Here is a 24,942-nt window from a genome sequence, read left to right on the forward strand (position 1 = left end):
GGTCAGCTCCATCCCCGCAGCCGGTAGACCAGCAACCCCAGATGCTCCTTGAGCATCACTGTGCTCAGGTACAGGGCTTCCGCATCGGGCGCCACGCTGAGCAGAGCGCTTCCCAGCGTGGGTGCGCCGTAGCTGGCCCGCTGCGGCAGCTGGAAGTCCGTGGGCACGGCCACCACCTCCAGGCCGCTGCGGCGCTGGAAGGTGGCCAGAGCCCTGGGCATGTGGGACGCGCTGGTCACCAGCAGCACCCGGCTCCAGCCGCGCGTGCGGCCCATGGCGCCGAGGTCGCGCGCCTCCTCGGCGGTGGTGCGTGCCTCCCGGGCCAGCAGGATGCGCTCCGGGGCGATGCCCAGCTCCACGGCCAGGTCCCGGGCCCACTCGGCTTCGGGGGGCGGCGGCTTCCCGGCCGTGAAGTGCACGCGGCCGCCGCTGGTGACCAGGGTGGGCGCCTTGCCCTGGCGCAGCAGCCGCACGCCAGTGAGCAGCCTGTCGCCGGCCTCCCCCACCTCCACCCCACGGCGCGGCGGCTGGGCGGGACGCAGGCCGCCCCCCAGCACCACCACGGCATCCGCCGCCGGCAACGAGGCCGGCTCCAGGGCGGTGCTGCGCTCCTCCAGTCCCCAGATCAGCTGACGGCTGGTGAAGGGCATCGCGCACAGCCAGATCAGCCCCAGTCCGCCCCAGCCCAGCAGCCGGGCCCAGCGCTGGCCTGCCAGGGCTTCGCGGGCCGCCAGCAGCAGCAGGCCCAGCCCGAGGGGATAGAGCCCCAGAGGCAGCAGCTTGGAGAGAAGGAATCCCATGGCGGTGTGCTCCTCGTCCTGGGGCTCAGCCCTGGCGGCGGCGCAGCCGCTCCAGTTCCTGCTCGGCTTCGAAGGCCGCCCAGTCGCGCTCCAGGTCCACACCGCGGCCTGCCCGGCGGGCCTCGGCCTGGCGGGCCGCCAGAGCGGTGATCGCCTGCTCCAGCTCGCTGAAGCGCACCCCCAGCTCGGCCAGCTCCTGCCAGCGCCGGCGGCCCTGCTGCATCAACGACTCCCCATGGGCCTCAGCCCGATCGGCCAGGTCGGTGGCACCGGCACTGCGGGCCTTGCGGCTGCGCTCCTGCCACTGGCGGATCTCGACGGCCAGCTGCAGCAGGGCCTGCCGCTGACGCTCCGCCTGGCTCTGCAGGGAGCGGCGCTGGCTCAGCAGCTCGCGGCGGTGATCCCGGTCTTCCTGGTCCTGCAGCAGGGCCTCCTGGTCGGGATTGGCGGCGAGGAACCGCTCCAGCTCCTGCTCCAGCCGCGCCTCCAGGTCGTCGAGCCAGCTCATGGGGTGCCGGTCTCCGGGCCGGGTTCCCCGGCGGCGCGGGTGATCAGGGGCGCCTCGATCTCCTCCTGCAGCGGCGTGATCGCCGCCTCGCGGGAGCGCAGCAGCAGCTGGGTGAGGCGGGCGATGGCGCCCTCGCCCAGGTCCTGGTCGCTGATGCGGTCGAAGGCGCTGCGGTACAGCTCCTCCAGTTCGTGGATCAGTCCCTCGCGCACCTGGCGCATCGCGGCCCGCTGTTCCTCCCGCCCCATCCGTCAGACCTCCCCCTGTTCCGGCGCTGTGCACCCCGAGTCTGCTGCCTGGGCGCCGGCCTGCAGGGGGGGACCCGGCACCAGCAGGTGGAGGCTGAGGTCGTCGGCCGGGTCACTCCAGCGTCGGGCGGTCCGCCAGCCCGAGGCGGCCGCCAGGGCCGTGAAGGCCTCGGGGCTGTACTTCACGCTGTACTCCGTGATCAGTTCCTCACCGGCCCGGAACTGCCAGCGCCTGCCGGCCAGCTGCACCTCCTGATCGCGGCTGCTCACCAGGGCCATGGCGATCCGGCTGGCCGCCGGCTCCCAGCGGGCCCGGTAGCGAAAGGCCTCCGGCACGAAGGTGCCCCCCAGATCGCGGTTGAGCCGCACCAGCAGGTTGCGCGCGAACGCGGCTGACACCCCGGCCGCGTCGTCGTAGGCCGCTTCGAGCCGCTCGGGGGCCTTGGGCTGGTCGATGCCGATCAGCAGGGCGCTGCCGGGCCCCAGCAGCCGCCGGAACTGCCCCAGCAGCGTCTGGGCCTGCTCCGGGCTGAAGTTGCCGAGGGAGCTGCCCGGGTAGAACCCCAGCAGCCGCTGGCCATCCAGCAGTGGATGGGCCGGCAGCTGCCCCAGCGCGCTGTAGTCGCAGCAGATGCCGAGCACCGGCACCCGGGGATGGCGGGCCTGCAGGGCCTCGCAGGCGGCCTGCAGATGGTCGGCGCTGATGTCGAGGGGCACGTAGGCCGGAGGCCGCAGGGCCTCCAGCAGGGGCCCCACCTTGCGGGCGTTGCCGGCCCCGAACTCCACCAGCACGCCCGCACCGAGGGCAGCGGCGAGCTCGGCCGCGCGCGTTTCCAGCAGGGAGGTTTCCACCCGGGTCAGGCTGTACTCCGGCTGGGCACAGATCGCTTCGAACAGCCTTGAGCCCTCGGCGTCGTAGAGCAACCAGGCCGGCAGCTGGCGTGGCTGCCGCTCCATTCCAGCCGTCACCAGCCGCACCATGTCGGCGGGCTGCGGGTGCAGGTCGATCAGGCGGGCCTGGGTGGAGGGAAGGGCGGTCACGCGGCGGGGGAGGAGATGGGGTCAGCGGGGCCCTTGGCCAGCCTGAGGCCTGCGGCCATCCAGCGGCAGGCCGGTGGGTAGAAGTTGCGGTAGGTGGCCCGGGCATGGCCTGGGGGCGTGAGGAAACAGCTGCCCCGCAGCACCATCTGGGAACTCATGAACTTGCCGTTGTATTCCCCCACCGCTCCAGGCGCCGGCCGGAAACCCGGGTAGGGGCGGTAGGGGCTGGCGGTCCACTGCCAGAGCACCCCCTCGGCCAGGGGCAGGCGGTTCGCCATCACTTCCCACTCGGCCTCGGTGGGCAGGCGGGCGCCGGCCCAGCGGGCGTAGGCGTCGGCCTCGAACCAGCTCAGATGCCGCACCGGCGCCTCGCCATCGAGCGGCCGCAGACCGGCCAGGGTGAACTCCTGCTGCGCCAGCGGCTGGTCGGCCTCGCCGCGCCAGTAGCGGGGCGCCTGCCAGCCCCGGCCACAGACCTCCGCCCAGCCCTCGCTCATCCACAGCTCCGGCCGCCGGTAGCCCCCATCGGCGATGAAGGCGGCAACGTCGGCATTGCTCACCAGACGTTCGGCGATGGCGAAGGGCTCCAGCCATTGCCGGTGGCGCGGCGCTTCGTTGTCGAAATGGAATCCCTCGCCGCCATGGCCGATCTCCACCAGGCCGCCGGGATGCTCCAGCCAGCCACCGCCACCTTTGCCGCAGTCGTTGCCCCCACTCTTGCCGCCGTCGTTGCGCCAGGCCGCCGCGAACCAGGTCTCCGGAGCCGGGCCGTAGGCGGGCGCCAGGGGGTTGCGGCCGAAGCCGTCCAGCAGGTCCATCAGCAGCAGTTCCTGGTGCTGCTGCTCGTGCTGCAGCCCCAGCTCGATGAGCTCCATGTCGGGCTGCGACAGGGGCCCGGCCTCGCCGCTCAGGAGCTGCTCCAGCGCCACGTCCACCCGCTGCCGCCAGGCCAGCACCGCCTCGATCGAGGGACGGCTGAGCAGGCCCCGCTCCGGCCGCGGGTGGCGGGCGCCGACGGCGTCGTAGTAGCTGTTGAAGAGGTAGCCCCAGGCCTTCTCGGCCGGCACATAGGGCAGGGCAGCGCCCGCGGCGAGCCGCGGTTTCAGCACGAAGGTTTCGAAGAACCAGGTGGTGTGGCCCAGGTGCCACTTGGGCGGGCTGGCATCGGCCATCCCCTGCAGGCAGAAATCCTCGGGCTGCAGCGGTTCCACCAGCGCCACGCTGTGCTGACGCACCTGGCGGAGGCGGGCCTGCAGGCCGGTGGTCATGGGTTCACCGGGTTCAGGCCTGACCTTAGGGAGCTTGCCTACGATCCCGCCACGCGGTTGTCAGGGCATGGGCGGGATCACGCAGGGGTTTGTGCAGGGGTTCGTCGGTGCGGTGGGTCACACCCCGCTGATCCGCCTGGCGGCCCTCAGCGCCCTCACGGGGTGCGAGATCTTCGGCAAGGCGGAGTTCATGAACCCGGGGGGATCGGTGAAGGACCGCGCCGCCCTGGGCATCCTGCTGGAGGCGGAACAGGAGGGGGCGCTGCAGCCGGGTGGAACCGTGGTGGAGGGCACCGCCGGCAACACCGGCATCGGCCTCACCCACCTCTGCAACGCCCGCGGCTACCGGGCCCTGATCGTGATCCCGGACACCCAGTCAGCGGAGAAGATCGGTCTTTTGCGCAGCCTCGGCGCCGAGGTGCGCACGGTGCCTGCCGTGCCCTACCGCGATCCCAACAACTACGTGAAGCTCTCGGGCCGCATCGCCGCCGAGATCCCTGGGGCGGTGTGGGCCAACCAGTTCGACAACCTGGCCAACCGCCGGGCCCATTACGCCACCACCGGTCCGGAGATCTGGGAGCAGACCGGCGGCAAGGTGGATGCCTGGGTGGCGGCCACGGGCACGGGCGGCACCTATGCCGGCGTGGCGCTCTTCCTCAAGGAGCGCAACCCCCGGGTGCGCTGCGTGCTGGCCGACCCCTACGGCAGCGCCCTCTACAGCTGGGCCCGCACCGGTGAACTGAGCAGCGAGGGCAATTCCATCACCGAGGGCATCGGCAACAGCCGCATCACGGCCAATCTCGAGGGGGCGCCGGTGGATGACGCCGTGCGCATCGATGACCAGGCGGCCCTCGACACGATCTACCGCCTGCTGTGGCAGGAGGGCCTGTTCCTGGGCGGTTCGGTGGGGATCAACGTGGCGGCGGCGGTCGAGACGGCGCGGCGGCTGGGGCCCGGCCACACCATCGTCACCGTGCTGTGCGACAGCGGCGACCGCTACCGGTCGCGGCTCTACGACCGGGACTGGTTGGCGGCCAAGGGGTTGCGGCAACCTGAGCGGGCTCTGGCCGCGGCTGGCTGATGCCTCCTGATTCCGCCACTCCGCCGGCCTCCTCGCCGGCCTCCTCACCCCAGCCCGGCCAGCTCGTGGGCGAGCGCTACCGCCTCGAACAGCGTCTGAGCCAGGGCGGCCAGGGCAGCCTGTGGCGTGCCCGCGATCAGCTGGCCGGCGAGGGCCCGGTGGCCCTGCGCCAGCTCGGACCGGACATCGACCAGGAAGCGGCGGTGGCCCGCTGGAACCGCCTCCAGGGCGTGCTTCACCCCCAGGTGCCGCGGCTGGGCAGTCCGGTGCGGCAGGACGGCGACCTCTGGCTGGTGCGGGAGTGGCAGATCGGCCGCACCTTCCAGGAGCTGGTGGAGGTGCGGGGCGAGCGCCAGATGGTGTTCGGCGCCGGAGAGGTGCTGCTGCTGCTGCGTCAGCTGCTGCCGGTGCTGGCCGTGCTGCATGGCCAGGATCTGGTGCATGGGGATCTGTGCCCGGCCAATCTGCTGCGGCGGGACAGCGACGGCCTGCCGGTGCTGCTCGATTTCGGCCTGGTGGCCGGCGGTGTGGTGGCCACCCCGGGCTTCGCCCCGGCCGAGCGTTCCGAGCGCAGCGAGCCCCTGCCCTGGATGGACCTGCACGCCCTCGGGGTCACGGCGCTGGTGCTGCTCAGCGGTGACCCGCCGGCCCGACTGCTTGATCCGGTGAGCCTGAGCTGGCGCTGGCCCGCGGCTCTGGCCGGGGAACCGGATCTGCAGCGGGAGCTGCAACGCCTGCTGCAGCGCCAGCCCGACCAGCGGTTCCGATCCGCCGGCCAGGCCCTCGCCGCCTTCCAGGCGGTGCCGATGCCGGACTCCACCGGCCCCGTGCCCCGGGCCGATCGCACCGTGATGCTGGTGCCCCCCCCGGCTCCGCCCGACCCCTCCCCCGCAGCGGCGGCTGCATCGGCAGCGGCGGCTGCCGCGATCCCGGCGGCACCCCCGGAGCTGCCCCCCCTGCGCAGCCCCGTGCCCCCCGTCACCGCGATGAGCCGCGCCGAAGCCCGGGAGGAGGCGGCCGAGGGGGGCATCTGGCCGGTGGTGATCGCTCTGGTGCTGTCGGCCGTGGTGGGCACGGCCCTGGGCTGGTGGTGGCTGAGCCGCGGCAAGCAGCCGCCGCCCTCCACGCCGGATGCGGCCCTGCAGCTGCCCAGCAGCCTGCCCCCCTCGGAGGTGGATCAGCGCCAGCAGCTGCTGAACCGGCTGCGGGCGATGCAGGTGGATCGGGCCTGGTTCCTGAAGCTGGTGGACGCCAGCCTGCTGGCCCAGTTCCCCGAGCGGGGCGGCCGGCTGCCCAGTGACGCCCTGGAGGATGCGCCGCTGCGCAGGATCTGGAACGAGCTGGCGGAGGAGTGGCTGGCGCGGGTGGAGCAGCTGCCGATCGAGCTGCGGCGCCGGCTGGGCAACTACTCCAACGCCGACTGGGAGCGCCGCCAGCGCACCCTGGTGAACCAGGGCATCAGCCCCGAGGTGCTGCGCCAGCTGGTGTCGGGCAGCGCCCAGAACCTCCTGCCGGGCCGCTCGGGAGCGTCGATCCCGGCGGAGCCCTTCCGCCAGCTCTGGTATGCCGCCGCCGAGCAGATCCTCGCCACCGTGCAGATCGAGGCCATCCAGGCCCAGCCCGGGCAGACCCAGGTGGTGTCGGCAGCGGTGGACGCCGGCGGTGCCCGCCTGTTTCCGGTGCGGCTCAGTCCCGGCAACCGGCTGGTGCTGGGGGTGAACGGCTCACCGCTGATGCAGATGAGCGTGTTCGCGGCCGATGGCAGCCTGCTGGAGCCGAAGGGAGCGCTGCGGGTGGTGAGCCTGCCGGCCCAGGCCAAGTCACCGGTGCAGCTGCTGGTCACCAACGACGGCGTGGCGCCGGCGATGATCACCCTCTCGCTGCGGGCGGATCCCCCGGCGGCGGTGCCCGTGCCGGATCCGCCCCAGCCGGTGGCGCCGGATCAGCCCTCCCAGCCCCAGCCGCAGGACCCGATCCGCCGTCCCGCTCCCGGCGCCGATGCCGACCGGCCGGGCGATCCCGACACTCCGCCTGAGCCGCTGCCGCCCCTGCCGAACTGAGCGGGGCCGTTTCAGTATCGGGCGATGGCAGCCCGCGTCTCGCGGGCATCCTGCTTGCGGCGCTCCTCCTGGCGTTTGTCGTGCAGCTTGCGGCCCTTGCCCAGCCCCAGCGTCACCTTGATCCAGGAGCCCTTCAGGTGCAGGTTCAGGGGGATCAGGGTGAGGCCCTTCTGGTCGAGGGCGCCGCGCAGCTTGTCGATCTCGCGGCGGTGGGCCAGCAGCTTCCGCACCCGCAGCGGGTCGTGGTTGAAGTAGGCGCCGGCGTGGCTGTGGGGCGAGATGTGCACGTTGTGCAGCTGCAGCTCGCCGTTCCTGATCAGGCAGAAGCCGTCGCGCAGGTTCACCTGGCCCGCCCGGATCGACTTCACCTCGGTGCCGAGCAGCTCGATGCCGGTCTCGAGGGTGTCGAGGATCTCGTACTGGTGGCGCGCCAGCCGGTTGTCGGCCAGCAGGCGGTTGGCGGCGTCCCGCCGGGCGCGGGCGGCGGCCTTCTTTGCTCCGCCCTTGGCCATGCCGTTCCGCCCTCTGGTTCCGATCCGCTCGACTCCCGACCCTAGGCAGAGGCCGGTACCCTCCAGGGATGGCGATCGTGTCCTCAGCCTCTCCCGCCCCCCGCCGCCGTTCACCGTCCGGCAGTGGCGCGGGTGGCGACTCGAGCGGGCGGCTGCTGGATCCGCGCGCAGCCGCTGCCGAAGTCGCGCCCACGGCGCCTCGGGAGGACGGACTGCGGCCCCGCCGCCTGGCGGACTACATCGGCCAGGGGGAGCTCAAGCAGGTGCTCGGCATCGCCATCGAGGCCACCCGGGCCCGGGGCGAGGCCCTCGATCACGTGCTCCTCTACGGCCCCCCGGGCCTCGGCAAGACCACCATGGCCCTGGTGCTCGCCGAGGAGCTGGGGGTGCGCTGCCGGATCACCAGCGCGCCGGCCCTGGAGCGTCCGCGCGACATCGTGGGGCTGCTGGTGAATCTGCAGCCGCGCGACCTGCTGTTCATCGATGAGATCCACCGCCTCAACCGGGTGGCGGAGGAACTTCTCTACCCGGCCATGGAGGACGGCCGCCTCGACCTCACCGTGGGCCAGGGAACCACCGCCCGCACCCGTTCCCTGCCCCTGCCCCCCTTCACCCTGGTGGGGGCCACCACCAGGGCCGGGTCCCTCAGTTCACCCCTGCGCGATCGCTTCGGATTGATCCAGCGGCTCGAGTTCTATGGCCTCGACGACCTGCAGGCGATCGTGCTGCGGGCTGCCGGCCTGCTGGCGCTGGAGCTGGAGGCCGATGCCGCCCTCGAGGTGGCGCGGCGCTGCCGCGGCACGCCCCGGATCGCCAACCGCCTGCTGCGGCGGGTGCGCGATGTGGCGGCGGTGTCGGGCCACAGCCGCGTGAGTGCGGCGGTGGTGCGCCAGGCCCTCAGCCTGCACCGGGTCGACGCCCGCGGCCTCGATGCCCACGATCGTCGCCTGCTCAGCCTGATGCTGGAGGCCTACGGCGGCGGGCCGGTGGGACTCGACACCCTGGCGGCGGGGCTTGGGGAGGATCCGGCCACCTTGGAGACCGTGGTGGAGCCCTACCTGCTGCAGCAGGGCCTGCTGCAGCGCACCCCCCGCGGCCGCGTGCTCACCGAGGCGGGTCGCGCCCACCTCGCCAGCCTGGCCGAGGCGGCATGACCCGCCGTTCGCCCCTGCCCACCCGCACGCCTCCGGCCGCGCAACGCCGGCCGGCCCGGATCGTCCGGATGCTGCTGAGCGGCCTGCTGGCGCTGGCCCTGCTGCTGGGCGTGGGCGTGGGAGTGGGCGTGGGCCTGGGCACCGGGGCCGCCCTGGCGGCCGAGGCCGCCGACCATCAGCGGCTGTTCGAGCAGGCCCTCGAGGCCAGCCGCCAGGGCCGTTTCGCCGAGGCCCTGCCCCTCTGGGATCAGGTGCTCGCCCTCGCCCCCGACGACGCGGCGGCCTGGAGCAACCGCGGCAACGTGCGGCTGGCCCTGGGGGATGCGGAGGCGGCCATCGCCGACCAGAGCCGCGCGGCCGAGCTCGATCCCTCCAGCCCCGACCCCCACCTCAACCGCGGCACCGCCGAGGAGGCCCTGGGCCGCTGGGACGCCGCCGCCGCCGATTACGCCTGGATTCTGGATCGGGATCCCGGCGACGCCTCGGCCCTCTACAACCTGGGCAACGTGCGCGGCTCCCAGGGGGACTGGGCCGCGGCCCGGGCCAGCTTCGAGGCGGCCGCAGCGGCCCGGCCGGGTTTCGCCATGGCCCGCTCCAGCGCGGCGCTGGCCGCCTTCCAGCTGGGGGACCTGGCCAGCGCGGAGCAGGCGTTGCGTTCCCTGATCCGTCGTTATCCGCTGTTCGCCGATGCCCGCGCCGGCCTCACGGCGCTGCTGTGGCACCAGGGCTCCCGCGGCGAGGCGGAGAGCAACTGGGCCGCCGCCTCCGGCCTCGATCCCCGCTACCGCCAGGAAGAATGGTTGCGGCAGACGCGGCGCTGGCCGCCGGGTCCGGTGGAGGCTCTGCGCCAGTTTCTGGCTCTCGCCTGAGCCCCGCTCCTGCGTTGATCTGACCCCATGACCCTCAGTCCTCCCGTTTTCAGCCCCGGTGCCGGCAGCTCCAGCCTCAGCTGGCAGGCCCTGGGGCTGGAGCAGGAGCTGGACGGGATGCTGCCGGAGCTGATCCAGCTGCGGCGCCATCTGCATCGCCACCCCGAGCTCAGCGGCCACGAGCAGCAGACGGCGGCCTTGGTGGCCGGGGAGCTGCGCCGCTGGGGCTGGCAGGTGCGCGAGGGGGTGGGACGCACCGGGGTGGTGGCCGAGCTGGGTCCCGCCACCACCCCGGGCGGGAGATCCCTCGCCCCTGGTGGCCCTGCGGGTGGACATGGACGCCCTGCCGGTGGAGGAGCGCACGGGGCTCGATTACGCCTCCACCGTGCAGGGTCTGATGCACGCCTGCGGCCACGACCTCCACACCGGTGTGGGACTGGGGGTGGCCTGGTTGCTGAGCGCGGTGGCACGGCGCCATCCCGAGCATCTGCGCACCCGGGTGCGGCTGCTGTTCCAACCCGCCGAGGAAACGGCCCAGGGGGCGGCCTGGATGAAGGCGGAGGGTGCCACCGACGGGGTGGATGCCCTCTTCGGCCTGCACGTGTTCCCCAGCATTCCCGTGGGCTGCATCGGGGTGCGCAGCGGCAGCCTCACGGCCGCGGCCGGCGAACTGGAGGTGGAGGTGCTCGGCGAGGGCGGCCATGGCGCCAGGCCTCACCAGAGCACCGATGCGATCTGGATCGCCGCCCGGGTGGTGAGCGGGCTGCAGGAAGCCATCTCGCGGCGGCTCGACGCCCTGCATCCGGTGGTGGTGAGCTTCGGCCGCATCGAGGGGGGCAAGGCGTTCAACGTGATCGCCGATCACGTGCGCTTGCTGGGCACCGTGCGCTGCCTGGACAACGACGTGCACGCCCAGCTGCCGGGCTGGATCGAGGAGACGGTGCATGCGCTCTGCCGCGGCCATGGCGGCGAGGCCCGGGTGCGCTACCGCTGCATCTCGCCGCCGGTGCAAAACGATCCGGCCCTCACCCAGCTGGTGGCCGCCGCCGGCTGCGAGCTGCTGGGGTCCGAGCGGGTGCTGTGGCTGGAGCAGCCCTCCCTCGGGGCGGAGGACTTCGCCGAGCTGCTCGACGGCACCCGCGGCACCATGTTCCGGCTGGGGGTGGCGGGCCCCCAGGGCTGCACCCCGCTGCACAGCAACACCTTCGCCCCCGATGAGGGCGCCCTGGCGGTGGGGGTGCGGGTGCTCACCCTGAGCCTGCTGCGCTGGATGGAGCAGCCCCGATGAGTCCGGTGGCCACCACCCCATCGCGGCGTCTGCTCAACACCCTGCTGGCGCTCTCCGCCCCACTGCTGCTGCTGGTGGCTCTGGTGGTGCTGCTGCAGCGCCGCGGGCCCGACAGGATCCAGGCCGTGCCGGCCCTGGCGATCGGTGGAACCCTGCTCGGCACCAGCCTCCACAGCCGCCGGCGCCGGCGCCGCCGCCTGCTGGCCGCCCTGCGCAGCGGCACACCATCGGGCAGGCTGGACCCATGAGCGATTCCCCCCCCCCACCCGCCGATCCCGGTTCTGTGGACCTGCAGGCCCTCGAGGCGGCGATCCTCTCGGGCGACCCGGCCCGCTCCATGCCGGCCCTGGTCGCCCTGCGCGATCTGCCGGCCGAGCGGGCGGTGCCCCTGCTGCTGCGCGGCCTGGAGCAGTCGGCCTTCATCGTGCGCTCCCTCAGCTGCGCTGGTCTGGGCGTGAAGCAGACCGAGGCCGGCTGGACGGCCCTGGTGGAGGCGGTGCGCCACGACGAGGACGCCAACGTGAGGGCCGAGGCCGCCAATGCGCTGGTGAGCTACGGGCTGGCGCGGGCCTGGCCGGTGGTGCTGGAGGCCTTCCGCGCCGACAGCCAGTGGCTGCTGCGCTGCAGCGTGCTCTCGGCGGTGGCCGAACACCCGGAGGCGCAGCCGGCGGACCTGCTGGAACTGGCGGAGCTGGCCCTGGCCGATGCCGACGACACCGTGCGGGTGGGCGGCACCGAGATCCTGGGCCGGCTGGCCCAGCAGGGCGGCAGTGCCGGCGCCGATGCCGCCGATGCCGGCGTGGTGGAACGGGCCCGGACCCTGCTGCGGGGCCTGCAGCAGGATGCCGACCATCGGGTGGTGGCGGCCGCCCTGAACGGCTTGCAGGGCTGAGACGCGGCTGGGGCTGACCGCGGGCCGGTCTCCGGCCAGGCTTGCTAGGTTTTCGGAGTCACTAGGGGTGCCCGTTCATCGGCCGATTCGGCAGGTGATCGAAGGGCTGAGATCACACCCTCCGAACCTGATCCGGGTCATGCCGGCGCAGGGAAGTGAGAACGAACTCCAGCTGCGCCCCGTCTCCGTCCATTGCGACGGTGCCCACCATTGCCAGCCCCCTCATGCGCAGCGCCTGGATCGAGAAGCGTCGTGGTCACGCCAATGTGAGCCAGATGCACTACGCCCGCCAGGGCGTGGTGACCGAGGAGATGGCCTTCGTGGCCCAGCGGGAGAACCTCCCCGAAAGCCTGGTGATGGAGGAGGTGGCTCGGGGCCGCATGATCATCCCCGCCAACATCAACCACACAAACCTGGAGCCGATGGCGATCGGCATCGCCAGCAGGTGCAAGGTGAATGCCAACATCGGCGCCTCGCCCAACGCCAGCGATGTGGCCGAGGAGCTCAAGAAGCTCGAGCTGGCCGTGAAGTACGGCGCCGACACGGTGATGGATCTCTCCACCGGCGGCGTGAACCTCGATGAGGTGCGCACGGCGATCATCAATGCCTCGCCGGTGCCGATCGGCACGGTGCCCGTGTACCAGGCCCTGGAGAGCGTGCACGGCTCGATCGAGAAGCTCAGCGAAGACGATTTCCTGCACATCATCGAGAAGCACTGCCAGCAGGGCGTGGACTACCAGACGATCCACGCCGGCCTGCTGATCGAGCACCTGCCGCTGGTGAAGGGCCGGCTCACCGGCATCGTGAGCCGCGGCGGCGGCATCCTCGCCCAGTGGATGCTGTACCACCACAAGCAGAACCCGCTCTACACGCGCTTCGATGACATCATCGAGATCTTCAAGCGCTACGACTGCAGCTTCTCCCTGGGCGACTCCCTTCGTCCCGGCTGCCTGCACGACGCCTCTGATGAGGCCCAGCTGGCCGAACTGAAGACCCTGGGTGAACTCACCCGTCGCGCCTGGGCCCACGACGTGCAGGTGATGGTGGAGGGTCCGGGCCATGTGCCGATGGACCAGATCGAGTTCAACGTGAAGAAGCAGATGGAGGAGTGCGCCGAGGCGCCCTTCTATGTGCTCGGCCCCCTGGTGACCGACATTGCCCCCGGCTACGACCACATCACCAGCGCCATCGGTGCGGCCATGGCCGGCTGGTACGGCACGGCGATGCTCTGCTACGTGACCCCCAAGGAGCACCTGGGCCTGCCCAATCCGGAGGATGTGCGCAACGGCCTGATCGCCTACAAGATCGCCGCCCACGCCGCCGACATCGCCCGCCACCGCCCCGGTGCCCGCGATCGCGACGATGAGCTCAGCCGCGCCCGCTACGCCTTCGACTGGAACCGGCAGTTCGACCTGAGCCTCGATCCCGAGCGGGCCCGCGAGTACCACGACGAAACCCTGCCGGCGGACATCTACAAGCAGGCCGAGTTCTGCTCGATGTGCGGCCCCAAGCACTGCCCGATGCAGACCAAGATCACCGACGAGGATCTGGAGGGGCTGAGCGATGTGCTCGAGCAGCAGAAGGCTGAGCAGGCTGCCGCGGCGGTGTGAGCGCGGTTCCTGAGGTTGGGTCCGCTGAGGGGCGGGCCCTGCTTCCGTACAAGGCACAGAGTTCGTGTCTGGCCAGGGCAGATCCGCAGCGTCTCTCTGTCCCCTGAAAGCCACTGTTGTCGTCTGATCGCCCCTGGTCTGGGCCGTCTAGTCCTCCGCTTCGTCGTCCGCCTCGAACAAGCGGCGCCACGCCTGTTCCTGCAGCACCGCTTCCGGTGTTCCTTCGGCGGGGAACTGGAGCAGAAAATCCTTGTCAGAGGCGGGCTGGTAGGGGCCCTGCTTCAGCTCGAACATCACCGCATCGGGGCTGAGGGCCACCAGGGTGTGGAACTGGCCTTCAGCCAGCTCGATGCCTTTCAGCGGTCCGCTGGCCTCCAGCCGTTCCCGCTGGATCACGTCCCCGCTGGCATCCAGCACCAGCAGGCCGATGGCGCCCTGCAGCACCACGAAGCATTCGAAGCCGCTGCCGTCTCCATCACGCCGGTGGCGGTGGGGGCGCACGTAGGTGCCGGGCTGCAGGCCATTGAGAAAGCGCTGCACCCGATCGGGCAGCTGGTGCAGGTTGTGGTTGCGGCGGCGCCGCGGCGCCTGGCTCGCCTGGGCGCTGAGCTGATCGAGCAGGGCCTGATCGATCCGTTGCAGGCAGGGCCGGGGCGTGGCCGGCGGTTCAGGATGGGGGGAGTCTTCAGGGCACACGACGGGCGGCGGCATGGGCAGCGACCGGCAGTTCACCACCTTCGCCGACTTCTATCCCTTCTATCTGGGCGAGCACACCAACCGCATCTCCCGCCGGCTCCATTTCCTCGGCGCCAATCTGGCCATCCTGCTGCTGGCGGCGGCACTCCTGAGCCGGCAGTGGTGGCTGCTGCCCCTGGCCCTGGTGCAGGGCTATCTGTTCGCCTGGGCCGGCCACTTCTTCTTCGAGCTGAACCGTCCGGCCACCTTCCGCTATCCCCTGTTCAGCTTTCTGGGCGACTGGTGCCTCTGGTGGGGGATCGTCACCGGCCGGATCCGCCTATGACGCTGCTGCGGGGCGCTCCGCCGGTCGCACCCGCAGCAGGCGGCCGCGGGGCTCATCGGTGAGCACGTAGAGCTCCCCATCCGGCCCCTGCCGCACATCCCGCACCCGTGCTCCGATCGGCAGCACCGATTCCCCGATCACGGCTCCCTGCCCATCGAGCTGCAGCCGCCGCAGCCCCTGGGCCACCAGGCCCCCCACGAACAGGTTGCCCTGCCACTGCGGCACCCGATCACCCTGGTAGACGGCCAGTCCTGAGGGGGCGATGGTGGCCATCCAGACCCGCCGTGGGTCGATGAAGCCCGGCGCCGAGGTGCTGCCGGCCACCGGTTGGCCGCTGCTGTATTCCCTGCTGTGGGACACCACCGGCCAGCCGTGGTTGGCGCCGGCCCGGATCAGGTTGAGTTCATCGCCGCCTCTTGAGCCATGCTCCGTGGCCCACACCCGCTGGTGCACCGGGTCGTAGGCCAGGCCCTGGATGTTGCGGTGGCCGAGGCTCCACACCGCCGGATCGGCCCCCTTCTTTCCCACCAGAGGGTTGTCGGGAGGAATGGAGCCGTCGTCGTTCAGACGCACCACCTTCCCCAGGTGGCTGGCCGGGTTCTGGGCCTGGAGACGGATCCAGTCGCCGTCGAGGCTCACGGGCGGGTTGCCCCCATCGCCGATCGACACGAGCAGGGTGCCATCCGGCAGCCACACCAGCCGCGAGCCGAAGTGCTGCCCGCCGCTCTTGCTGCGATTCACCCGGAAGATCACCTCCCAGTCGCGCAGCGCGCGGCCATCGAAGCGGGCCCGGGCCACGCGGGTGCCGTTCGCGTCCCGGGACCCATGGGCATAGCTGACGTACACCCAGCCGTTTTCGCTGAAGCGGGGATGGGGGGCGATGTCCAGCAGGCCCCCCTGGCTGGAGGCGAAGAGCTGGTCGGCCTTCACATCGGCGGCCACGGGGGCCACGCCCGGCACCGGCGCAGGATCGAGCCGGCCGGAGCGGAGGATCCGCAGCCGCCCTGGCCTCTCGGTGATCAGCAGCGTGCCGTCCGGCAGCCAGGCCATGCCCCAGGGGTGCTCCAGGCCCTTCGCCACCGTGGTGAGCATCACCGGCTCCACGGGCAACCCGGCGGGATCGGGGCTGAGCAGCGCCACCGGCGCGCCACCGCCGGCGTCTCCGCCGATGGCGCCGGAGTGGGTGGGAGTGCCGGGTTGCACCGAACAGTGTCCGATCCCCGCCGTGAAGGCCACCACAGCCGCGCAGCGGATCCCGAGGCCGAGCCACCAATGGGGCGACACGGGGCGGCAGCGCGGAGATGGGGCCAGCACGGAGTGGAGGGTGGCGATGTCCAGTCTGCCGAGCGCCCGGGCACAAAAAAGCCCCGCCTTCAGGCGGGGCAGGGGGTCAGATCAGCCCAGGGCCTTGGCCTTGGCCACCACGTTCTCCACGGTGAAGCCGAACTGCTCCATGCACACCGGGCCGGGAGCCGAGGCACCGAAGCGGTCGATGCTCACGCTGCCGCCGTCGAAGCCGGTGAACTTGTGCCAGCCGAAGGAGCTGGAGGCTTCCACCACCAGCCGTTTGCGGCAGGCGGCGGGCAGCACGCTCTCGCGGTAGGCGGCGTCCTGCTCCTCGAACAGCTCCACGCAGGGCATCGACACCACCCGCACCTTCCTGCCCTCGCCGCGGAGCTCGGCGGCGGCCTTGACGCACAGATCCAGCTCGGTGCCAGTGCCGATCAGGATCAGATCGGGGTTGCCGTCGCTGTCCTCGAGGATGTAGCCGCCCTTGGCGACTGCGGCCGCGGTGGAGTTGGCCTGGTTGGCCATGCCCTGGCGGCTGAGGATCAGGGCGGTGGGGCGGTGCCGGTTGGCGATCGCCACTTGGTAGGCGCCCGTGGTTTCGTTGCCGTCGCCGGGGCGGATCACCAGCAGGTTGGGCAGGGCACGCAGGCTGGCGAGGGTCTCGATCGGCTGGTGGGTGGGGCCGTCTTCGCCCAGGCCGATCGAATCGTGGGTGAGCACGTAGATCACACCCAGATCGCTCAGGGCCGAGAGGCGGATGGCGCCGAGGGCATAGCCGGCGAACACGGCGAAGGTGCCGCCATAGGGAATCAGGCCGCTGCCGTGATAGGCGATGCCGTTGAGCACGGCCGCCATGGCGTGCTCCCGCACCCCGAAGTGGAGGTAGCGGTTGGCTTCACCGCCCTTCTGGAAGCTGGCCTCGCCCTTGATGTCGGTGAGGTTGGAGTGGGTGAGGTCGGCGGAGCCGCCGATCAGCTCGGGCAGCTTCGGGCCGATGGCGTTGAGGCAGTTGTAGGAGTGCTGGCGGGTGGCCAGGCCCTTGTCGGCGGGGGTGTAGCTGGGCAGATCCGCATCCCAGCCCTGGGGCAGTTCGCCACGCAGCATCCGCTCGAACTCGGCGGCCTCGGCGGGGTACTGGTTGCGGTAGCTGGCCAGGACGGTGTTCCACTCGGCCTCGGCGGCCTCGCCGCGGCTGATGGCCTGGCGCCAGTGGTCGTAGGCCTCCTGGGGCACCTCGAAGGCGCCGTAGCTCCACTCCAGGGCCTTGCGGGTGAGCTCGGCCTCGTCGGCCCCGAGGGCCGCGCCGTGCACGCCGGCGGTGTTGGCCTTGTTGGGGGAGCCGTAGCCGATGGTGGTGGTCACCTTGATCATCGAGGGCCGGTCGGTGACGGCCTTGGCCTCCTCGATCGCCCGGGCGATGGCGGCCACATCGGTGTTGCCGTCGGGCACGTGGATGGTGTGCCAGCCGTAGGCCTCGTAGCGCTTCAGCACGTCCTCGGTGAAGGACACCGCGGTGTTGCCGTCGATGGTGATGTGGTTGTCGTCGTAGAGGGCGATCAGCTTGCCCAGGCCCAGGTGACCGGCCAGGGAGGCGGCCTCGCTGCTCACGCCTTCCTGGTGACAGCCGTCACCCATGATCACGTAGGTGTAGTGGTCCACCAGCTCGGCGCCGGGCTTGTTGAAGCGGGCGGCCAGATGGGCTTCGGCGATCGCCAGGCCCACGGCGTTGGAGATGCCCTGGCCGAGGGGGCCGGTGGTGACCTCCACGCCCGGGGTCTCGAAGGTTTCGGGGTGGCCGGGGGTCTTGGAGCCCCACTGGCGGAACTGCTTGATGTCGTCGAGGGTCACCGACTCGTAGCCGGTGAGGTGCAGCAGCGCGTAGAGCAGCATGCAGCCGTGGCCGGCCGACAGCACGAAGCGGTCGCGGTTGAACCACCTGGGGTTCTTGGGGTTGTGCCGCAGCGCCTTGTCCCACAGGGCGAACGCCATGGGGGCACAGCCCATGGGCAGGCCAGGGTGCCCCGAGTTCGACTTGTTGATGGCGTCGATCGCCAGGAAGCGGATGCTGTTGATGCAGAGCGTTTCCAGCTGGCTGGCGGACGTCATGGACGGGGTGGGGGTGGCGACCATCGGGGAAGAACTAGGGGTAAGGGTGGAAGGGGGTGTACGCAACAGGCGCGACCGGCCGGTGGAGCGAACGGGCCTGGGAGCTAACGGACCATCAGCTCAAGGCAGGCGCCGGAAGGCCAGACAGACGTTGTGGCCGCCGAATCCGAAGGAATTGGAGAGAACCACATCGAGTGTCCGTTCGCGGGCCTGGTTGGGCACCACATCCAGATCACAGGCCGGATCCGGATTTTGATAATTGATGGTAGGCGGCACCACGCCATGCTTCATCGCCAGCACCGCGGCGACCGCCTCGATGCCGCCGCTGCCGCCCAGCAGGTGACCCGTCATCGACTTGGTGGAGCTCACCGGAATCCGATGGGCATGGTCGCCGAGGACGCCCTTGATGGCGGAGGTCTCGTTGCTGTCGTTGGCCTGGGTGCTGGTGCCGTGGGCATTGATGTAGTCCACGGCCTCAGGCTCCAGTTCCGCGTCGGCGAGGGCCAGGCGGATGGCCTGGGCACCGCCCACGCCTCCGGGGGAGGGGGCGGTGATGTGGTGCGCATCGCAGCTCATGCCGTAGCCCACCACCTCCGCCAGCACCGTGGCACCGCGGGCTTCGGCATGGGTCAGGCTTTCCAGCACCAGCACACCGGCCCCTTCACCGATCACGAAGCCATTGCGCTCCGCATCGAAGGGGCGGCTGGCGGTGGCGGGATCGTCGTTGCGGAAGGAGAGGGCCTTGGCGCTGGCGAAGCCGGCCAGGCCCAGCGGCGTGATTGCCGATTCGGCACCGCCGCACACCATGGCGTCCGCCAGCCCAAGCTGAATCAGGCGGTAGGCGTCGCCGATGGCATTGGAGCCGGCGGCGCAGGCGGTGGCCACGGCGGAACTGGGCCCCTTGGCGCCCAGGGCGATGGCGGTGAGCCCCGTGGCCATGTTGGGGATCATCATCGGCACGCAGAACGGGCTCACCCGGTCGGGCCCACGGTCGGCCAGCACATGGGCCTGGGTCTCCATCATCAGGAGGCCCCCCACCCCGGACCCGATCGAGGTGCCCACCCGGTGGGCATTGCTGGCGTCGATGGTGAGGCCGGCATCGGCCAGGGCCTGCTTGGCGGCCACCACGCCGAACTGGCAGAAGCGGTCCCAGCGTTTGGATTCCTTGGGCTCCAGCCAGCCGCTCGGGTCGAAGTTCTTCACTTCGGCGGCGAAGCGGCAGGCGTGGCGGCTGGCATCGAAGAGGGTGATGCCGGCCACCCCGTTGCGCCCGCTGCTCAGACCTTCCCAGTAGCTGGGAACGTCATTGCCGATCGGAGTGACTGCGCCGAGGCCGGTGATGACGACCCGCTGGAGACCCTGGACCATGGAGCGGTTCAGGCCTGCTTGTCCTGGATGTACTTGACGGCATCGCCGACGGTGGTGATCCCCTCGGCGGCCTCATCGGGGATTTCGATGTCGAAGGCTTCCTCCAGGGCCATCACCAGCTCGACGGTGTCGAGGGAATCGGCCCCCAGATCGTTCTGGAAGTTGGACTCGGGCTTCACTTCGGCCGCGTCGACGCTGAGTTGCTCAGCAACGATGGAGCGCACTTTCTCGAAGATCGCTTCCTGGGACATGGCCGCTGTGTGGGTCGATGCACTCTACGGGTCGCCCTGTCAGCCCTTCCCAGGGCCTGGCCACCATCGCCGGGCGGCCCTGAGGCCAGCTGCTTATGAACAAGGGTGAAGGGCTGGTGGCGCGGAGAGGAAGAGCCCGAACGGCTTGGGTACCTTTGCCACACGCCGAGTCTCAGCACACCGGAGTCCAGATGTCCCACGCCGTCAAGATCTACGACACCTGCATCGGCTGCACCCAGTGCGTGCGGGCCTGCCCCCTGGACGTGCTGGAGATGGTGCCCTGGGACGGCTGCAAGGCCGGCCAGATCGCCTCCTCCCCCCGCACCGAAGACTGCGTGGGCTGCAAGCGGTGTGAAACCGCCTGCCCCACCGATTTCCTCTCGATCCGCGTCTACCTCGGCGACGAGACCACCCGCTCCATGGGCCTGGCCTACTGAGGCCCTCCCGGCCCGGAGCCACTGCGGCACCACGTTTCACCCCGGTGCCACTGGTCATGCCGGCACCACGGCTCACCTCTCATAAGCTCGGCCCGGCCCTCGCCGGGCTTTTTTGTTGCTCCTGCCCTATGTGCGGCATCGTTGCCCTGATCGGCTCCCGCGAGGTGGCCTCCCAGTTGCTGGAGGGGCTGCGCCAGCTGGAATACCGCGGCTACGACTCCGCCGGCATCGCCACGGTGGAGCCCGCGGCCGATGGCGCTCCGGCCGCCGGTGGCTCCCGCCTCCATTGCCTGCGGGCCGAGGGGAAGCTGGTGAACCTGATCGCCCGCGTCGATCAGGACGGGGCGCCGGGGCACTGCGGCATCGGCCACACCCGCTGGGCCACCCATGGCAAGCCGGAGGAACGCAATGCCCACCCCCACCTCGATGGCGGCGGTCAGGTGGCGGTGGTGCAGAACGGCATCATCGAGAACCACCGCAGCCTGCGCGAAATGCTGCAGGCCGAAGGGGTGGAGTTCCGCTCGGACACCGACACCGAGGTGATCCCCCACCTGCTGGCCCGCCAGCTGGACCGTCTCCAGGCCGATGGGCTCGTGGCCAGCGGCGCCCTGCTGCTGCAGGCGGTGCAACAGGTGTTGCCCCAGCTGCACGGGGCCTATGCCCTGGCGGTGGTGTGGGCCCAGGCTCCCGGCGCGCTGGTGGTGGCCCGCCGCGCCGCCCCCCTGTTGATCGGCCTGGGGGAGGGGGAATTCCTCTGTGCCAGCGACACGCCGGCCCTGGCCGGGTTCACCCGCACCATCCTGCCGATGGAGGACGGTGAGGTGGCCCTGCTCACGCCGCTGGGCATCGAGCTCTACGACGCGGCCGGCGATCGGGTGCAGCGCACGCCGAGCCTGCTCAGCGGCACCCAGCACGTGGCGGACAAGCGCAGCTTCCGCCACTTCATGCTCAAGGAGATCCACGAGCAGCCCGAAACGGCGGCGCTGTGGATGGCCCGCCACCTGCCAGCCGACTCCCAGGGGCACCTGGTGGCCCTGCCCCTCGATGAAGCGGTGTACGAGGGCGTGGAGCGGATCCAGATCCTGGCCTGCGGCACCAGCCGCCATGCAGCCCAGGTGGGCGCCTACCTGCTGGAGCAGTTGGCGGGTATCCCCACCAGCGTGTTCTATGCCAGCGAGTTCCGCTATGCGCCGCCGCCGCTGAGCCGCCACACGCTCACCATCGGGGTCACCCAGTCAGGCGAGACCGCCGACACCCTGGCGGCCCTGGCGATGGAGCGGGACCGGCGCCAGCTGGTGGCCGATCCGGCCTTCGCGCCGCGGCTGCTGGGGATCACCAACCGGCCGGAGAGCTCCCTGGCCCGGATGGTGCCTCACCTGCTCGACATCGGTGCCGGCATCGAGGTGGGCGTGGCCGCCACCAAGACCTTCATGGGCCAGTTGCTGGCGTTCTATGGCCTGGCCCTGGCCTTCGCCGAGCGCCAGGGCGGTGGGCCTGGGGCCGGCGGTCCTGGCCAGCTGCGCCGCCTGGTGGCTGAGCTGCGTGCCCTGCCGGAGCTGCTGCAGCAACTGGTGAGCGATCTGGACCAGCGCTGCGAATCCCTGGCCCACCTGTTCGCCGACACCCAGGACGTGATCTTCCTGGGCCGGGGCATCAACTATCCGATCGCTCTGGAGGGGGCCCTCAAGCTCAAGGAGATCAGCTACATCCATGCCGAGGGCTATCCCGCCGGTGAGATGAAGCACGGGCCGATCGCCTTGCTCGACGCCCGGGTGCCGGTGGTGTCGATCGCCATGCCGGGCACGGTGTTCGACAAGGTGCTCAGCAATGCCCAGGAGGCCAAGGCCCGCGATGCCCAGCTGATCGGGGTGGCGCCCGAGGGGCCCGACACCGGGCTGTTCGACGTGCTGCTGCCGGTGCCGCAGGTGGACGAACTGCTCAGCCCGCTGCTGACCGTGATCCCGATGCAGCTGCTGAGCTACCACATCGCGGCGCACCGGGGCCTGGATGTGGATCAGCCCCGCAACCTGGCCAAGAGCGTCACCGTGGAATGAACCGTGGAGTGAGGGGCGGAGTGAGCGGACCTCAGCTGCGCAGGGCCATGTCGCTGCGGCCGTAGCGGTCCTCGAAGCGCACGATGTCGTCCTCGCCCAGGTACGAGCCGCTCTGCACCTCGATCATCTCCACAGGGATCTTGCCCGGATTGCTGAGCCGGTGCCGGGCCCCCAGGGGGATGTAGGTGCTCTGGTTCTCGCCCACCAGCTCCTCGACCCCGTCCTTCTCCACCACCGCCGTGCCCTTCACCACCACCCAGTGCTCGGCGCGGTGGTGGTGCATCTGCAGCGACAGGCTGGCGCCGGGATTCACCACGATCTTCTTCACCTGCCAGCGCTCCCCCTCCACCACGCCGTCGTAGGAGCCCCAGGGCCGGTAGATCTTCCGGTGCGCACGGCTCTCCGGTGCTCCCACCCGCTCCAGCAGGCCCACCACGGTCTTGACGTCCTGGGCCCGGTCGCGGTGGGCCACCAGCACCACGTCGTCGGTTTCCACCACCACCAGATCCTCCACACCCAGCCCCACCACCAGGCGGTGTTCGCTGCGCAGGTAGCAGTTGCGGCTCTCCTCGCTGATCACCCGGCCCCGCAGCACGTTGCCGGCGGCGTCCTGGTCGGCCGTTTCCCACAGGGCGCTCCAGCTGCCCACATCGCTCCAGCCCGCCTGCAGCGGCAGCACGCTGCCCAGCTCCGTCCTCTCCATCACGGCCACGTCGATCGCCACGCTCGGGCAGCCGGCGAAGGCCTCCCGCTCCAGCCGCAGGAAATCGAGATCGGCGGCATCGTGCTCCAGCGCCGCGCGGCAGGCGCTCACCACCTCCGGCGCCAGCCGCTCCAGTTCCGCCAGCACCGCACTGGCCCGGAACAGGAACATGCCGCTGTTCCAGGTGAACCGGCCCGAGGCCAGGAAGCCCTCGGCCGTGGCCCGGTCGGGCTTCTCCACGAAGCGGGCGATCGGCACCGCCCGCGGAGGGGCGTCGGCGTCTGCCGCCAGGGGTTCGGCCGCCTCGATGTAGCCGTAGCCGGTCTCGGGGGCGGTGGGCACGATGCCGAAGGCCACCAGCCGCCCGGCCTCCGCCGCGGCAAGCCCGGCCGTCACGGTCTGGCGGAAGCGGGCCGGATCGCGCACCAGATGGTCGGCCGCCAGCACCAGCAGCAGGGGATCGTCGCCCTTGGCCGTGGCCTGCAGCGCTGCCACCGCCACCGCCGGGGCGGTGTTGCGGCCGATCGGTTCGAGCAGGATGCCGGCCGGCTCCACGCCGATCTGCCGCATCTGCTCGGCCACGATGAAGCGGTGGTCCTCGTTGCAGATCAGCAGCGGCGGCGCCAGACCGGCCAGCCCGTTGAGGCGCTGCACCGTCTGCTGCAGCAGGGTTTCGTCGCCACTGCCCCCCAGGGCCCAGTACTGCTTGGGATAGCTCGCCCGCGACAGGGGCCACAGGCGGGTGCCCGTGCCGCCGCAGAGAATCACGGGAACCAGGGCGGTGCCGCCCAAGGAGGTGGTGTTGCTGCTGGGGCTGCTGCTGCTGGGACTGGTGCTCATCGGACCCGAAGCCTCGACCCCATTCAACGGCAGCCCGCCAGGGCGATGCTGCTCACCGTGCCGGGGCTCAGAGCTCCAGCAGCCCCGGCGGCGGCGTGATGCCGATCCACCCCTCGGCCAGCTTCACCTCGGGCACGATCGCCGCCACGAAGGGAATCAGCAGCTGGCGATCGCCGGCGGCCACCGCCAGCAGATCGTTGCCGGCGTGGATCAGGTCGGTCACGGTGCCCACCACCTCGCCGCTGGCCAGCAGCCGCACCTCCAGCCCCACCAGGTCGAGCAGATGGAACTCCCCCTTGGCCAGCCTGGGCCGGTCGTCGGAGCGCACCAGCAGCTCCTCCCCCACCAGCGCTTCGGCCGCATCCCGGCTCTCCACCCCGGCCAGGCGCAGCACGAACAGCTCCTTGCCCGGTAGTTGGCGCCCGGTCAGCAGCTCCACCTCCCGGGGCTCGGCGCCGCGCCGCTGCAGCCAGCGGCGGCCGGGCCGGGTGAAGCGCTCGGGAAAGTCGCTCATCGGCAGCACCCGCACCTCACCGCGTAGACCCTGGGCCGCCACCACCTTGCCCACCACCAGGAGGTTGTTCATTCCGATCAGGCCCGATCAGGCTGCTGCCGCCGATAATGGCGCCACGCCGATTTCCCCCCATGGCCGACCTGCCGATCCTGCCGGGCACCACCGTGGTGGTGCGTGACGTGCGCTCGATCTACAACGGCTACAAGGGTTTCGTGCAGCGGATCAGCGGCAGCCGCGCCGCCGTGCTGTTCGAGGGCGGCAACTGGGACAAGCTCGTGACCATGCCGATCACGACCCTCCAGCAGATCTGATCCAGGCCAGGGCCTGACGGGCGGCATCCTGCTCCGCCGCCCGCCGGGACGGACCCCAGCCATCCCAGCTCTCGTTTCCTGCCCCCAGCGTGAGCCTGCAGGAGAAGCGGCGGGGATCGGCGTGCAGCGTGCTGCGCTCCTCGCAGCTGTAGCTGGGCAGCCCCAGCCCCTGGCCCTGGGTCCATTCCTGCAGGGCCGATTTCCAGTTGTGGCGGTCGGGATCGGCCAGCAGCTCCTGGCTGGCCTGCTGCCAGTGGGGCGTGAGCCAGGTGAGCACCGGCTCGAGGGAGTCGCCCCAGCAGCGGTAGACCGCTCCGATCAGCGCCTCGCACAGCTCAGCGCGCACGGTGGCGATGCCGGCCCGATCGCCGCGGGCCATCGGCCCGATGCGCCACACCGTCTCCAGACCGCAGCTGTCCGCCAGCTCGGCCAGCCAGCGGTCGCTCACCAGCTGGCTGCGCAGGGCCGACTGGCTGCCCACGCCGAGCTGGGGGTGATGGCGGTGCAGGTATTCCGAGGCGGCCAGCCGCAGCACGGCATCGCCGAGGAACTCCAGCCGCTCATGGTTGCCGCGCTGGCGGGCCGAGGTGTGGGTGAGGGCCTCCTCGATCGGGGCCAGCAGGGCCGGGTCGTCGCCCGGGCCCCCGGGGTGGAGGGGATCGATGCCGAGGCTGGCCAGGAAGGCCACCAGTTGGCGACGGCGATCGGGGTTCACG

Annotated in this window: 25 protein-coding genes, 1 pseudogene and 1 riboswitch; of the genes and pseudogenes, 12 read left to right on the plus strand and 14 right to left on the minus strand. The window is 71.3% G+C overall.

The features are described 5' to 3' along the window. Positions 1 to 2: 2 nt before the first annotated feature. The 5 genes from CPCC7001_RS10420 to egtB are packed head-to-tail and all read right to left on the minus strand — an operon-like array spanning position 3 to position 3,865. Positions 3 to 800, minus strand: a complete 798-nt coding sequence (locus CPCC7001_RS10420; protein ID WP_006909860.1) for a YdcF family protein — start codon at positions 798 to 800, stop codon at positions 3 to 5. 25 nt (positions 801 to 825) lie between these two features. After that, positions 826 to 1,308 (minus strand): hercynine metabolism protein, encoded by a 483-nt coding sequence (locus CPCC7001_RS10425; protein ID WP_006910426.1) that lies wholly within the window; start codon positions 1,306 to 1,308, stop codon positions 826 to 828. Continuing rightward, the gene (locus CPCC7001_RS10430) at positions 1,305 to 1,556 is read right to left on the minus strand and encodes a hercynine metabolism small protein (RefSeq protein WP_043368955.1); all 252 of its coding nucleotides are present in this window, start codon (positions 1,554 to 1,556) and stop codon (positions 1,305 to 1,307) included. The genes CPCC7001_RS10425 and CPCC7001_RS10430 overlap by 4 nt, the downstream gene beginning before the upstream one ends. Before the next feature lie 3 nt (positions 1,557 to 1,559). Further along, positions 1,560 to 2,537: an L-histidine N(alpha)-methyltransferase gene (gene egtD / locus CPCC7001_RS10435; protein WP_083782680.1), complete on the minus strand. Its 978-nt coding sequence runs from the start codon at positions 2,535 to 2,537 to the stop codon at positions 1,560 to 1,562. Between the two features lie 56 nt (positions 2,538 to 2,593). After that, complete coding sequence (egtB, locus tag CPCC7001_RS10440) at positions 2,594 to 3,865, minus strand: ergothioneine biosynthesis protein EgtB (RefSeq protein ID WP_006910854.1); 1,272 nt, start codon at positions 3,863 to 3,865, stop codon at positions 2,594 to 2,596. Between the two features lie 67 nt (positions 3,866 to 3,932). Here egtB and CPCC7001_RS10445 point away from each other — a divergent pair, with 67 nt between their 5' ends. Both CPCC7001_RS10445 and CPCC7001_RS10450 read left to right on the plus strand, forming a co-directional pair. Next, positions 3,933 to 4,946, plus strand: a complete 1,014-nt coding sequence (locus tag CPCC7001_RS10445; protein ID WP_043368957.1) for a cysteine synthase A — start codon at positions 3,933 to 3,935, stop codon at positions 4,944 to 4,946. Next, the gene (locus CPCC7001_RS10450) at positions 4,946 to 7,006 is read left to right on the plus strand and encodes a serine/threonine protein kinase (protein ID WP_006910628.1); all 2,061 of its coding nucleotides are present in this window, start codon (positions 4,946 to 4,948) and stop codon (positions 7,004 to 7,006) included. The genes CPCC7001_RS10445 and CPCC7001_RS10450 overlap by 1 nt, the downstream gene beginning before the upstream one ends. A gap of 11 nt (positions 7,007 to 7,017) precedes the next feature. Here the strand turns inward: CPCC7001_RS10450 and smpB are convergent, their stop codons facing one another. Continuing rightward, entirely contained in the window at positions 7,018 to 7,518 is a 501-nt protein-coding gene (gene smpB, locus CPCC7001_RS10455) for an SsrA-binding protein SmpB (protein ID WP_006911293.1), read from the minus strand. A 68-nt stretch (positions 7,519 to 7,586) separates the two neighbouring features. Here smpB and ruvB point away from each other — a divergent pair, with 68 nt between their 5' ends. The 6 genes and pseudogenes from ruvB (at position 7,587) to thiC (ending at position 13,331) form a co-directional block, all read left to right on the plus strand. Next, complete coding sequence (gene ruvB / locus CPCC7001_RS10460) at positions 7,587 to 8,672, plus strand: Holliday junction branch migration DNA helicase RuvB (protein ID WP_006909247.1); 1,086 nt, start codon at positions 7,587 to 7,589, stop codon at positions 8,670 to 8,672. Positions 8,673 to 8,740: 68 nt separating this feature from the next. Then, positions 8,741 to 9,541, plus strand: a complete 801-nt coding sequence (locus CPCC7001_RS10465; RefSeq protein ID WP_006910442.1) for a tetratricopeptide repeat protein — start codon at positions 8,741 to 8,743, stop codon at positions 9,539 to 9,541. A gap of 117 nt (positions 9,542 to 9,658) precedes the next feature. Next, positions 9,659 to 10,829, plus strand: a pseudogene (locus CPCC7001_RS10470) (amidohydrolase). After that, positions 10,826 to 11,077 carry a DUF3188 domain-containing protein gene (locus CPCC7001_RS10475; protein ID WP_006909571.1) on the plus strand — a complete coding sequence of 84 codons (252 nt, stop codon included), beginning with the start codon at positions 10,826 to 10,828 and terminating at the stop codon, positions 11,075 to 11,077. Before CPCC7001_RS10470 ends, CPCC7001_RS10475 begins: the two are co-directional and overlap by 4 nt. Beyond that, positions 11,074 to 11,721: a HEAT repeat domain-containing protein gene (locus tag CPCC7001_RS10480; RefSeq protein ID WP_006911670.1), complete on the plus strand. Its 648-nt coding sequence runs from the start codon at positions 11,074 to 11,076 to the stop codon at positions 11,719 to 11,721. Before CPCC7001_RS10475 ends, CPCC7001_RS10480 begins: the two co-directional genes overlap by 4 nt. A 53-nt stretch (positions 11,722 to 11,774) precedes the next feature. Continuing rightward, a riboswitch (TPP riboswitch) is annotated at positions 11,775 to 11,892 on the plus strand. 53 nt (positions 11,893 to 11,945) lie between these two features. Beyond that, entirely contained in the window at positions 11,946 to 13,331 is a 1,386-nt protein-coding gene (gene thiC / locus CPCC7001_RS10485) for a phosphomethylpyrimidine synthase ThiC (RefSeq protein WP_043368959.1), read from the plus strand. Positions 13,332 to 13,478: 147 nt separating this feature from the next. Here thiC and CPCC7001_RS10490 read toward each other — a convergent pair whose 3' ends face one another. Next, complete coding sequence (locus tag CPCC7001_RS10490; protein ID WP_156796754.1) at positions 13,479 to 14,042, minus strand: WbuC family cupin fold metalloprotein; 564 nt, start codon at positions 14,040 to 14,042, stop codon at positions 13,479 to 13,481. On the opposite strand from CPCC7001_RS10490, the gene CPCC7001_RS10495 reads away from it, so the two are divergent. Then, positions 14,041 to 14,352 (plus strand): Mpo1-like protein, encoded by a 312-nt coding sequence (locus CPCC7001_RS10495; protein ID WP_043368961.1) that lies wholly within the window; start codon positions 14,041 to 14,043, stop codon positions 14,350 to 14,352. The two genes, CPCC7001_RS10490 and CPCC7001_RS10495, sit on opposite strands and share 2 nt — an antisense overlap. Here CPCC7001_RS10495 and CPCC7001_RS10500 read toward each other — a convergent pair. From CPCC7001_RS10500 to acpP, 4 genes are all read right to left on the minus strand, one after another. Continuing rightward, on the minus strand, positions 14,347 to 15,492 hold the full coding sequence (locus CPCC7001_RS10500) for a PQQ-dependent sugar dehydrogenase (RefSeq protein ID WP_255347449.1): 1,146 nt from the start codon (positions 15,490 to 15,492) through the stop codon (positions 14,347 to 14,349). The genes CPCC7001_RS10495 and CPCC7001_RS10500 overlap by 6 nt on opposite strands. Positions 15,493 to 15,747: 255 nt before the next feature. Beyond that, positions 15,748 to 17,748, minus strand: coding sequence for a transketolase (tkt, locus tag CPCC7001_RS10505; RefSeq protein ID WP_156796755.1), 2,001 nt, complete (start codon positions 17,746 to 17,748; stop codon positions 15,748 to 15,750). A gap of 120 nt (positions 17,749 to 17,868) precedes the next feature. Further along, positions 17,869 to 19,116: a beta-ketoacyl-ACP synthase II gene (gene fabF / locus CPCC7001_RS10510; protein WP_006911279.1), complete on the minus strand. Its 1,248-nt coding sequence runs from the start codon at positions 19,114 to 19,116 to the stop codon at positions 17,869 to 17,871. Positions 19,117 to 19,124: 8 nt separating this feature from the next. Beyond that, positions 19,125 to 19,367 carry an acyl carrier protein gene (gene acpP, locus CPCC7001_RS10515; RefSeq protein ID WP_006911564.1) on the minus strand — a complete coding sequence of 81 codons (243 nt, stop codon included), beginning with the start codon at positions 19,365 to 19,367 and terminating at the stop codon, positions 19,125 to 19,127. Positions 19,368 to 19,558: 191 nt separating this feature from the next. Between acpP and psaC the strand changes: the two genes are divergently transcribed. Both psaC and glmS read left to right on the plus strand, forming a co-directional pair. Further along, the gene (gene psaC, locus CPCC7001_RS10520) at positions 19,559 to 19,804 is read left to right on the plus strand and encodes a photosystem I iron-sulfur center protein PsaC (protein WP_006850103.1); all 246 of its coding nucleotides are present in this window, start codon (positions 19,559 to 19,561) and stop codon (positions 19,802 to 19,804) included. A gap of 128 nt (positions 19,805 to 19,932) precedes the next feature. Further along, the gene (gene glmS, locus CPCC7001_RS10525) at positions 19,933 to 21,858 is read left to right on the plus strand and encodes a glutamine--fructose-6-phosphate transaminase (isomerizing) (protein ID WP_006909259.1); all 1,926 of its coding nucleotides are present in this window, start codon (positions 19,933 to 19,935) and stop codon (positions 21,856 to 21,858) included. Between the two features lie 31 nt (positions 21,859 to 21,889). Here glmS and CPCC7001_RS10530 read toward each other — a convergent pair whose 3' ends face one another. Both CPCC7001_RS10530 and rimM read right to left on the minus strand, forming a co-directional pair. After that, positions 21,890 to 23,401: a mannose-1-phosphate guanylyltransferase/mannose-6-phosphate isomerase gene (locus CPCC7001_RS10530; RefSeq protein WP_006909293.1), complete on the minus strand. Its 1,512-nt coding sequence runs from the start codon at positions 23,399 to 23,401 to the stop codon at positions 21,890 to 21,892. Between the two features lie 67 nt (positions 23,402 to 23,468). Next, positions 23,469 to 23,987: a ribosome maturation factor RimM gene (rimM, locus tag CPCC7001_RS10535; protein WP_006909438.1), complete on the minus strand. Its 519-nt coding sequence runs from the start codon at positions 23,985 to 23,987 to the stop codon at positions 23,469 to 23,471. Between the two features lie 59 nt (positions 23,988 to 24,046). Here rimM and CPCC7001_RS10540 point away from each other — a divergent pair, with 59 nt between their 5' ends. After that, positions 24,047 to 24,226, plus strand: a complete 180-nt coding sequence (locus CPCC7001_RS10540) for an NAD(P)H dehydrogenase subunit NdhS (RefSeq protein WP_043368965.1) — start codon at positions 24,047 to 24,049, stop codon at positions 24,224 to 24,226. Here the strand turns inward: CPCC7001_RS10540 and CPCC7001_RS10545 are convergent. Next, entirely contained in the window at positions 24,204 to 24,941 is a 738-nt protein-coding gene (locus CPCC7001_RS10545; RefSeq protein WP_006910429.1) for a ribonuclease III family protein, read from the minus strand. The two genes, CPCC7001_RS10540 and CPCC7001_RS10545, sit on opposite strands and share 23 nt — an antisense overlap. Position 24,942: the final 1 nt, after the last annotated feature.

Source organism: Cyanobium sp. PCC 7001 (assembly GCF_000155635.1).
Lineage (GTDB): Bacteria > Cyanobacteriota > Cyanobacteriia > PCC-6307 > Cyanobiaceae > NIES-981.

What these genes read in the sequence shown, in the direction of transcription:
- CPCC7001_RS10420 (WP_006909860.1), bottom strand. Translation starts at nt 800, where the DNA reads ATGGGATTCCTTCTCTCCAAGCTGCTGCCTCTGGGGCTCTATCCCCTC.
- CPCC7001_RS10425 (WP_006910426.1), bottom strand. Translation starts at nt 1,308, where the DNA reads ATGAGCTGGCTCGACGACCTGGAGGCGCGGCTGGAGCAGGAGCTGGAG.
- CPCC7001_RS10430 (WP_043368955.1), bottom strand. Translation starts at nt 1,556, where the DNA reads ATGGGGCGGGAGGAACAGCGGGCCGCGATGCGCCAGGTGCGCGAGGGA.
- egtD (WP_083782680.1), bottom strand. Translation starts at nt 2,537, where the DNA reads ATGGTGCGGCTGGTGACGGCTGGAATGGAGCGGCAGCCACGCCAGCTG.
- egtB (WP_006910854.1), bottom strand. Translation starts at nt 3,865, where the DNA reads ATGACCACCGGCCTGCAGGCCCGCCTCCGCCAGGTGCGTCAGCACAGC.
- CPCC7001_RS10445 (WP_043368957.1), top strand. Translation starts at nt 3,933, where the DNA reads ATGGGCGGGATCACGCAGGGGTTTGTGCAGGGGTTCGTCGGTGCGGTG.
- CPCC7001_RS10450 (WP_006910628.1), top strand. Translation starts at nt 4,946, where the DNA reads ATGCCTCCTGATTCCGCCACTCCGCCGGCCTCCTCGCCGGCCTCCTCA.
- smpB (WP_006911293.1), bottom strand. Translation starts at nt 7,518, where the DNA reads ATGGCCAAGGGCGGAGCAAAGAAGGCCGCCGCCCGCGCCCGGCGGGAC.
- ruvB (WP_006909247.1), top strand. Translation starts at nt 7,587, where the DNA reads ATGGCGATCGTGTCCTCAGCCTCTCCCGCCCCCCGCCGCCGTTCACCG.
- CPCC7001_RS10465 (WP_006910442.1), top strand. Translation starts at nt 8,741, where the DNA reads ATGCTGCTGAGCGGCCTGCTGGCGCTGGCCCTGCTGCTGGGCGTGGGC.
- CPCC7001_RS10475 (WP_006909571.1), top strand. Translation starts at nt 10,826, where the DNA reads ATGAGTCCGGTGGCCACCACCCCATCGCGGCGTCTGCTCAACACCCTG.
- CPCC7001_RS10480 (WP_006911670.1), top strand. Translation starts at nt 11,074, where the DNA reads ATGAGCGATTCCCCCCCCCCACCCGCCGATCCCGGTTCTGTGGACCTG.
- thiC (WP_043368959.1), top strand. Translation starts at nt 11,946, where the DNA reads ATGCGCAGCGCCTGGATCGAGAAGCGTCGTGGTCACGCCAATGTGAGC.
- CPCC7001_RS10495 (WP_043368961.1), top strand. Translation starts at nt 14,041, where the DNA reads ATGGGCAGCGACCGGCAGTTCACCACCTTCGCCGACTTCTATCCCTTC.
- CPCC7001_RS10490 (WP_156796754.1), bottom strand. Translation starts at nt 14,042, where the DNA reads ATGCCGCCGCCCGTCGTGTGCCCTGAAGACTCCCCCCATCCTGAACCG.
- tkt (WP_156796755.1), bottom strand. Translation starts at nt 17,748, where the DNA reads ATGACGTCCGCCAGCCAGCTGGAAACGCTCTGCATCAACAGCATCCGC.
- fabF (WP_006911279.1), bottom strand. Translation starts at nt 19,116, where the DNA reads ATGGTCCAGGGTCTCCAGCGGGTCGTCATCACCGGCCTCGGCGCAGTC.
- acpP (WP_006911564.1), bottom strand. Translation starts at nt 19,367, where the DNA reads ATGTCCCAGGAAGCGATCTTCGAGAAAGTGCGCTCCATCGTTGCTGAG.
- psaC (WP_006850103.1), top strand. Translation starts at nt 19,559, where the DNA reads ATGTCCCACGCCGTCAAGATCTACGACACCTGCATCGGCTGCACCCAG.
- glmS (WP_006909259.1), top strand. Translation starts at nt 19,933, where the DNA reads ATGTGCGGCATCGTTGCCCTGATCGGCTCCCGCGAGGTGGCCTCCCAG.
- CPCC7001_RS10530 (WP_006909293.1), bottom strand. Translation starts at nt 23,401, where the DNA reads ATGAGCACCAGTCCCAGCAGCAGCAGCCCCAGCAGCAACACCACCTCC.
- rimM (WP_006909438.1), bottom strand. Translation starts at nt 23,987, where the DNA reads ATGAACAACCTCCTGGTGGTGGGCAAGGTGGTGGCGGCCCAGGGTCTA.
- CPCC7001_RS10540 (WP_043368965.1), top strand. Translation starts at nt 24,047, where the DNA reads ATGGCCGACCTGCCGATCCTGCCGGGCACCACCGTGGTGGTGCGTGAC.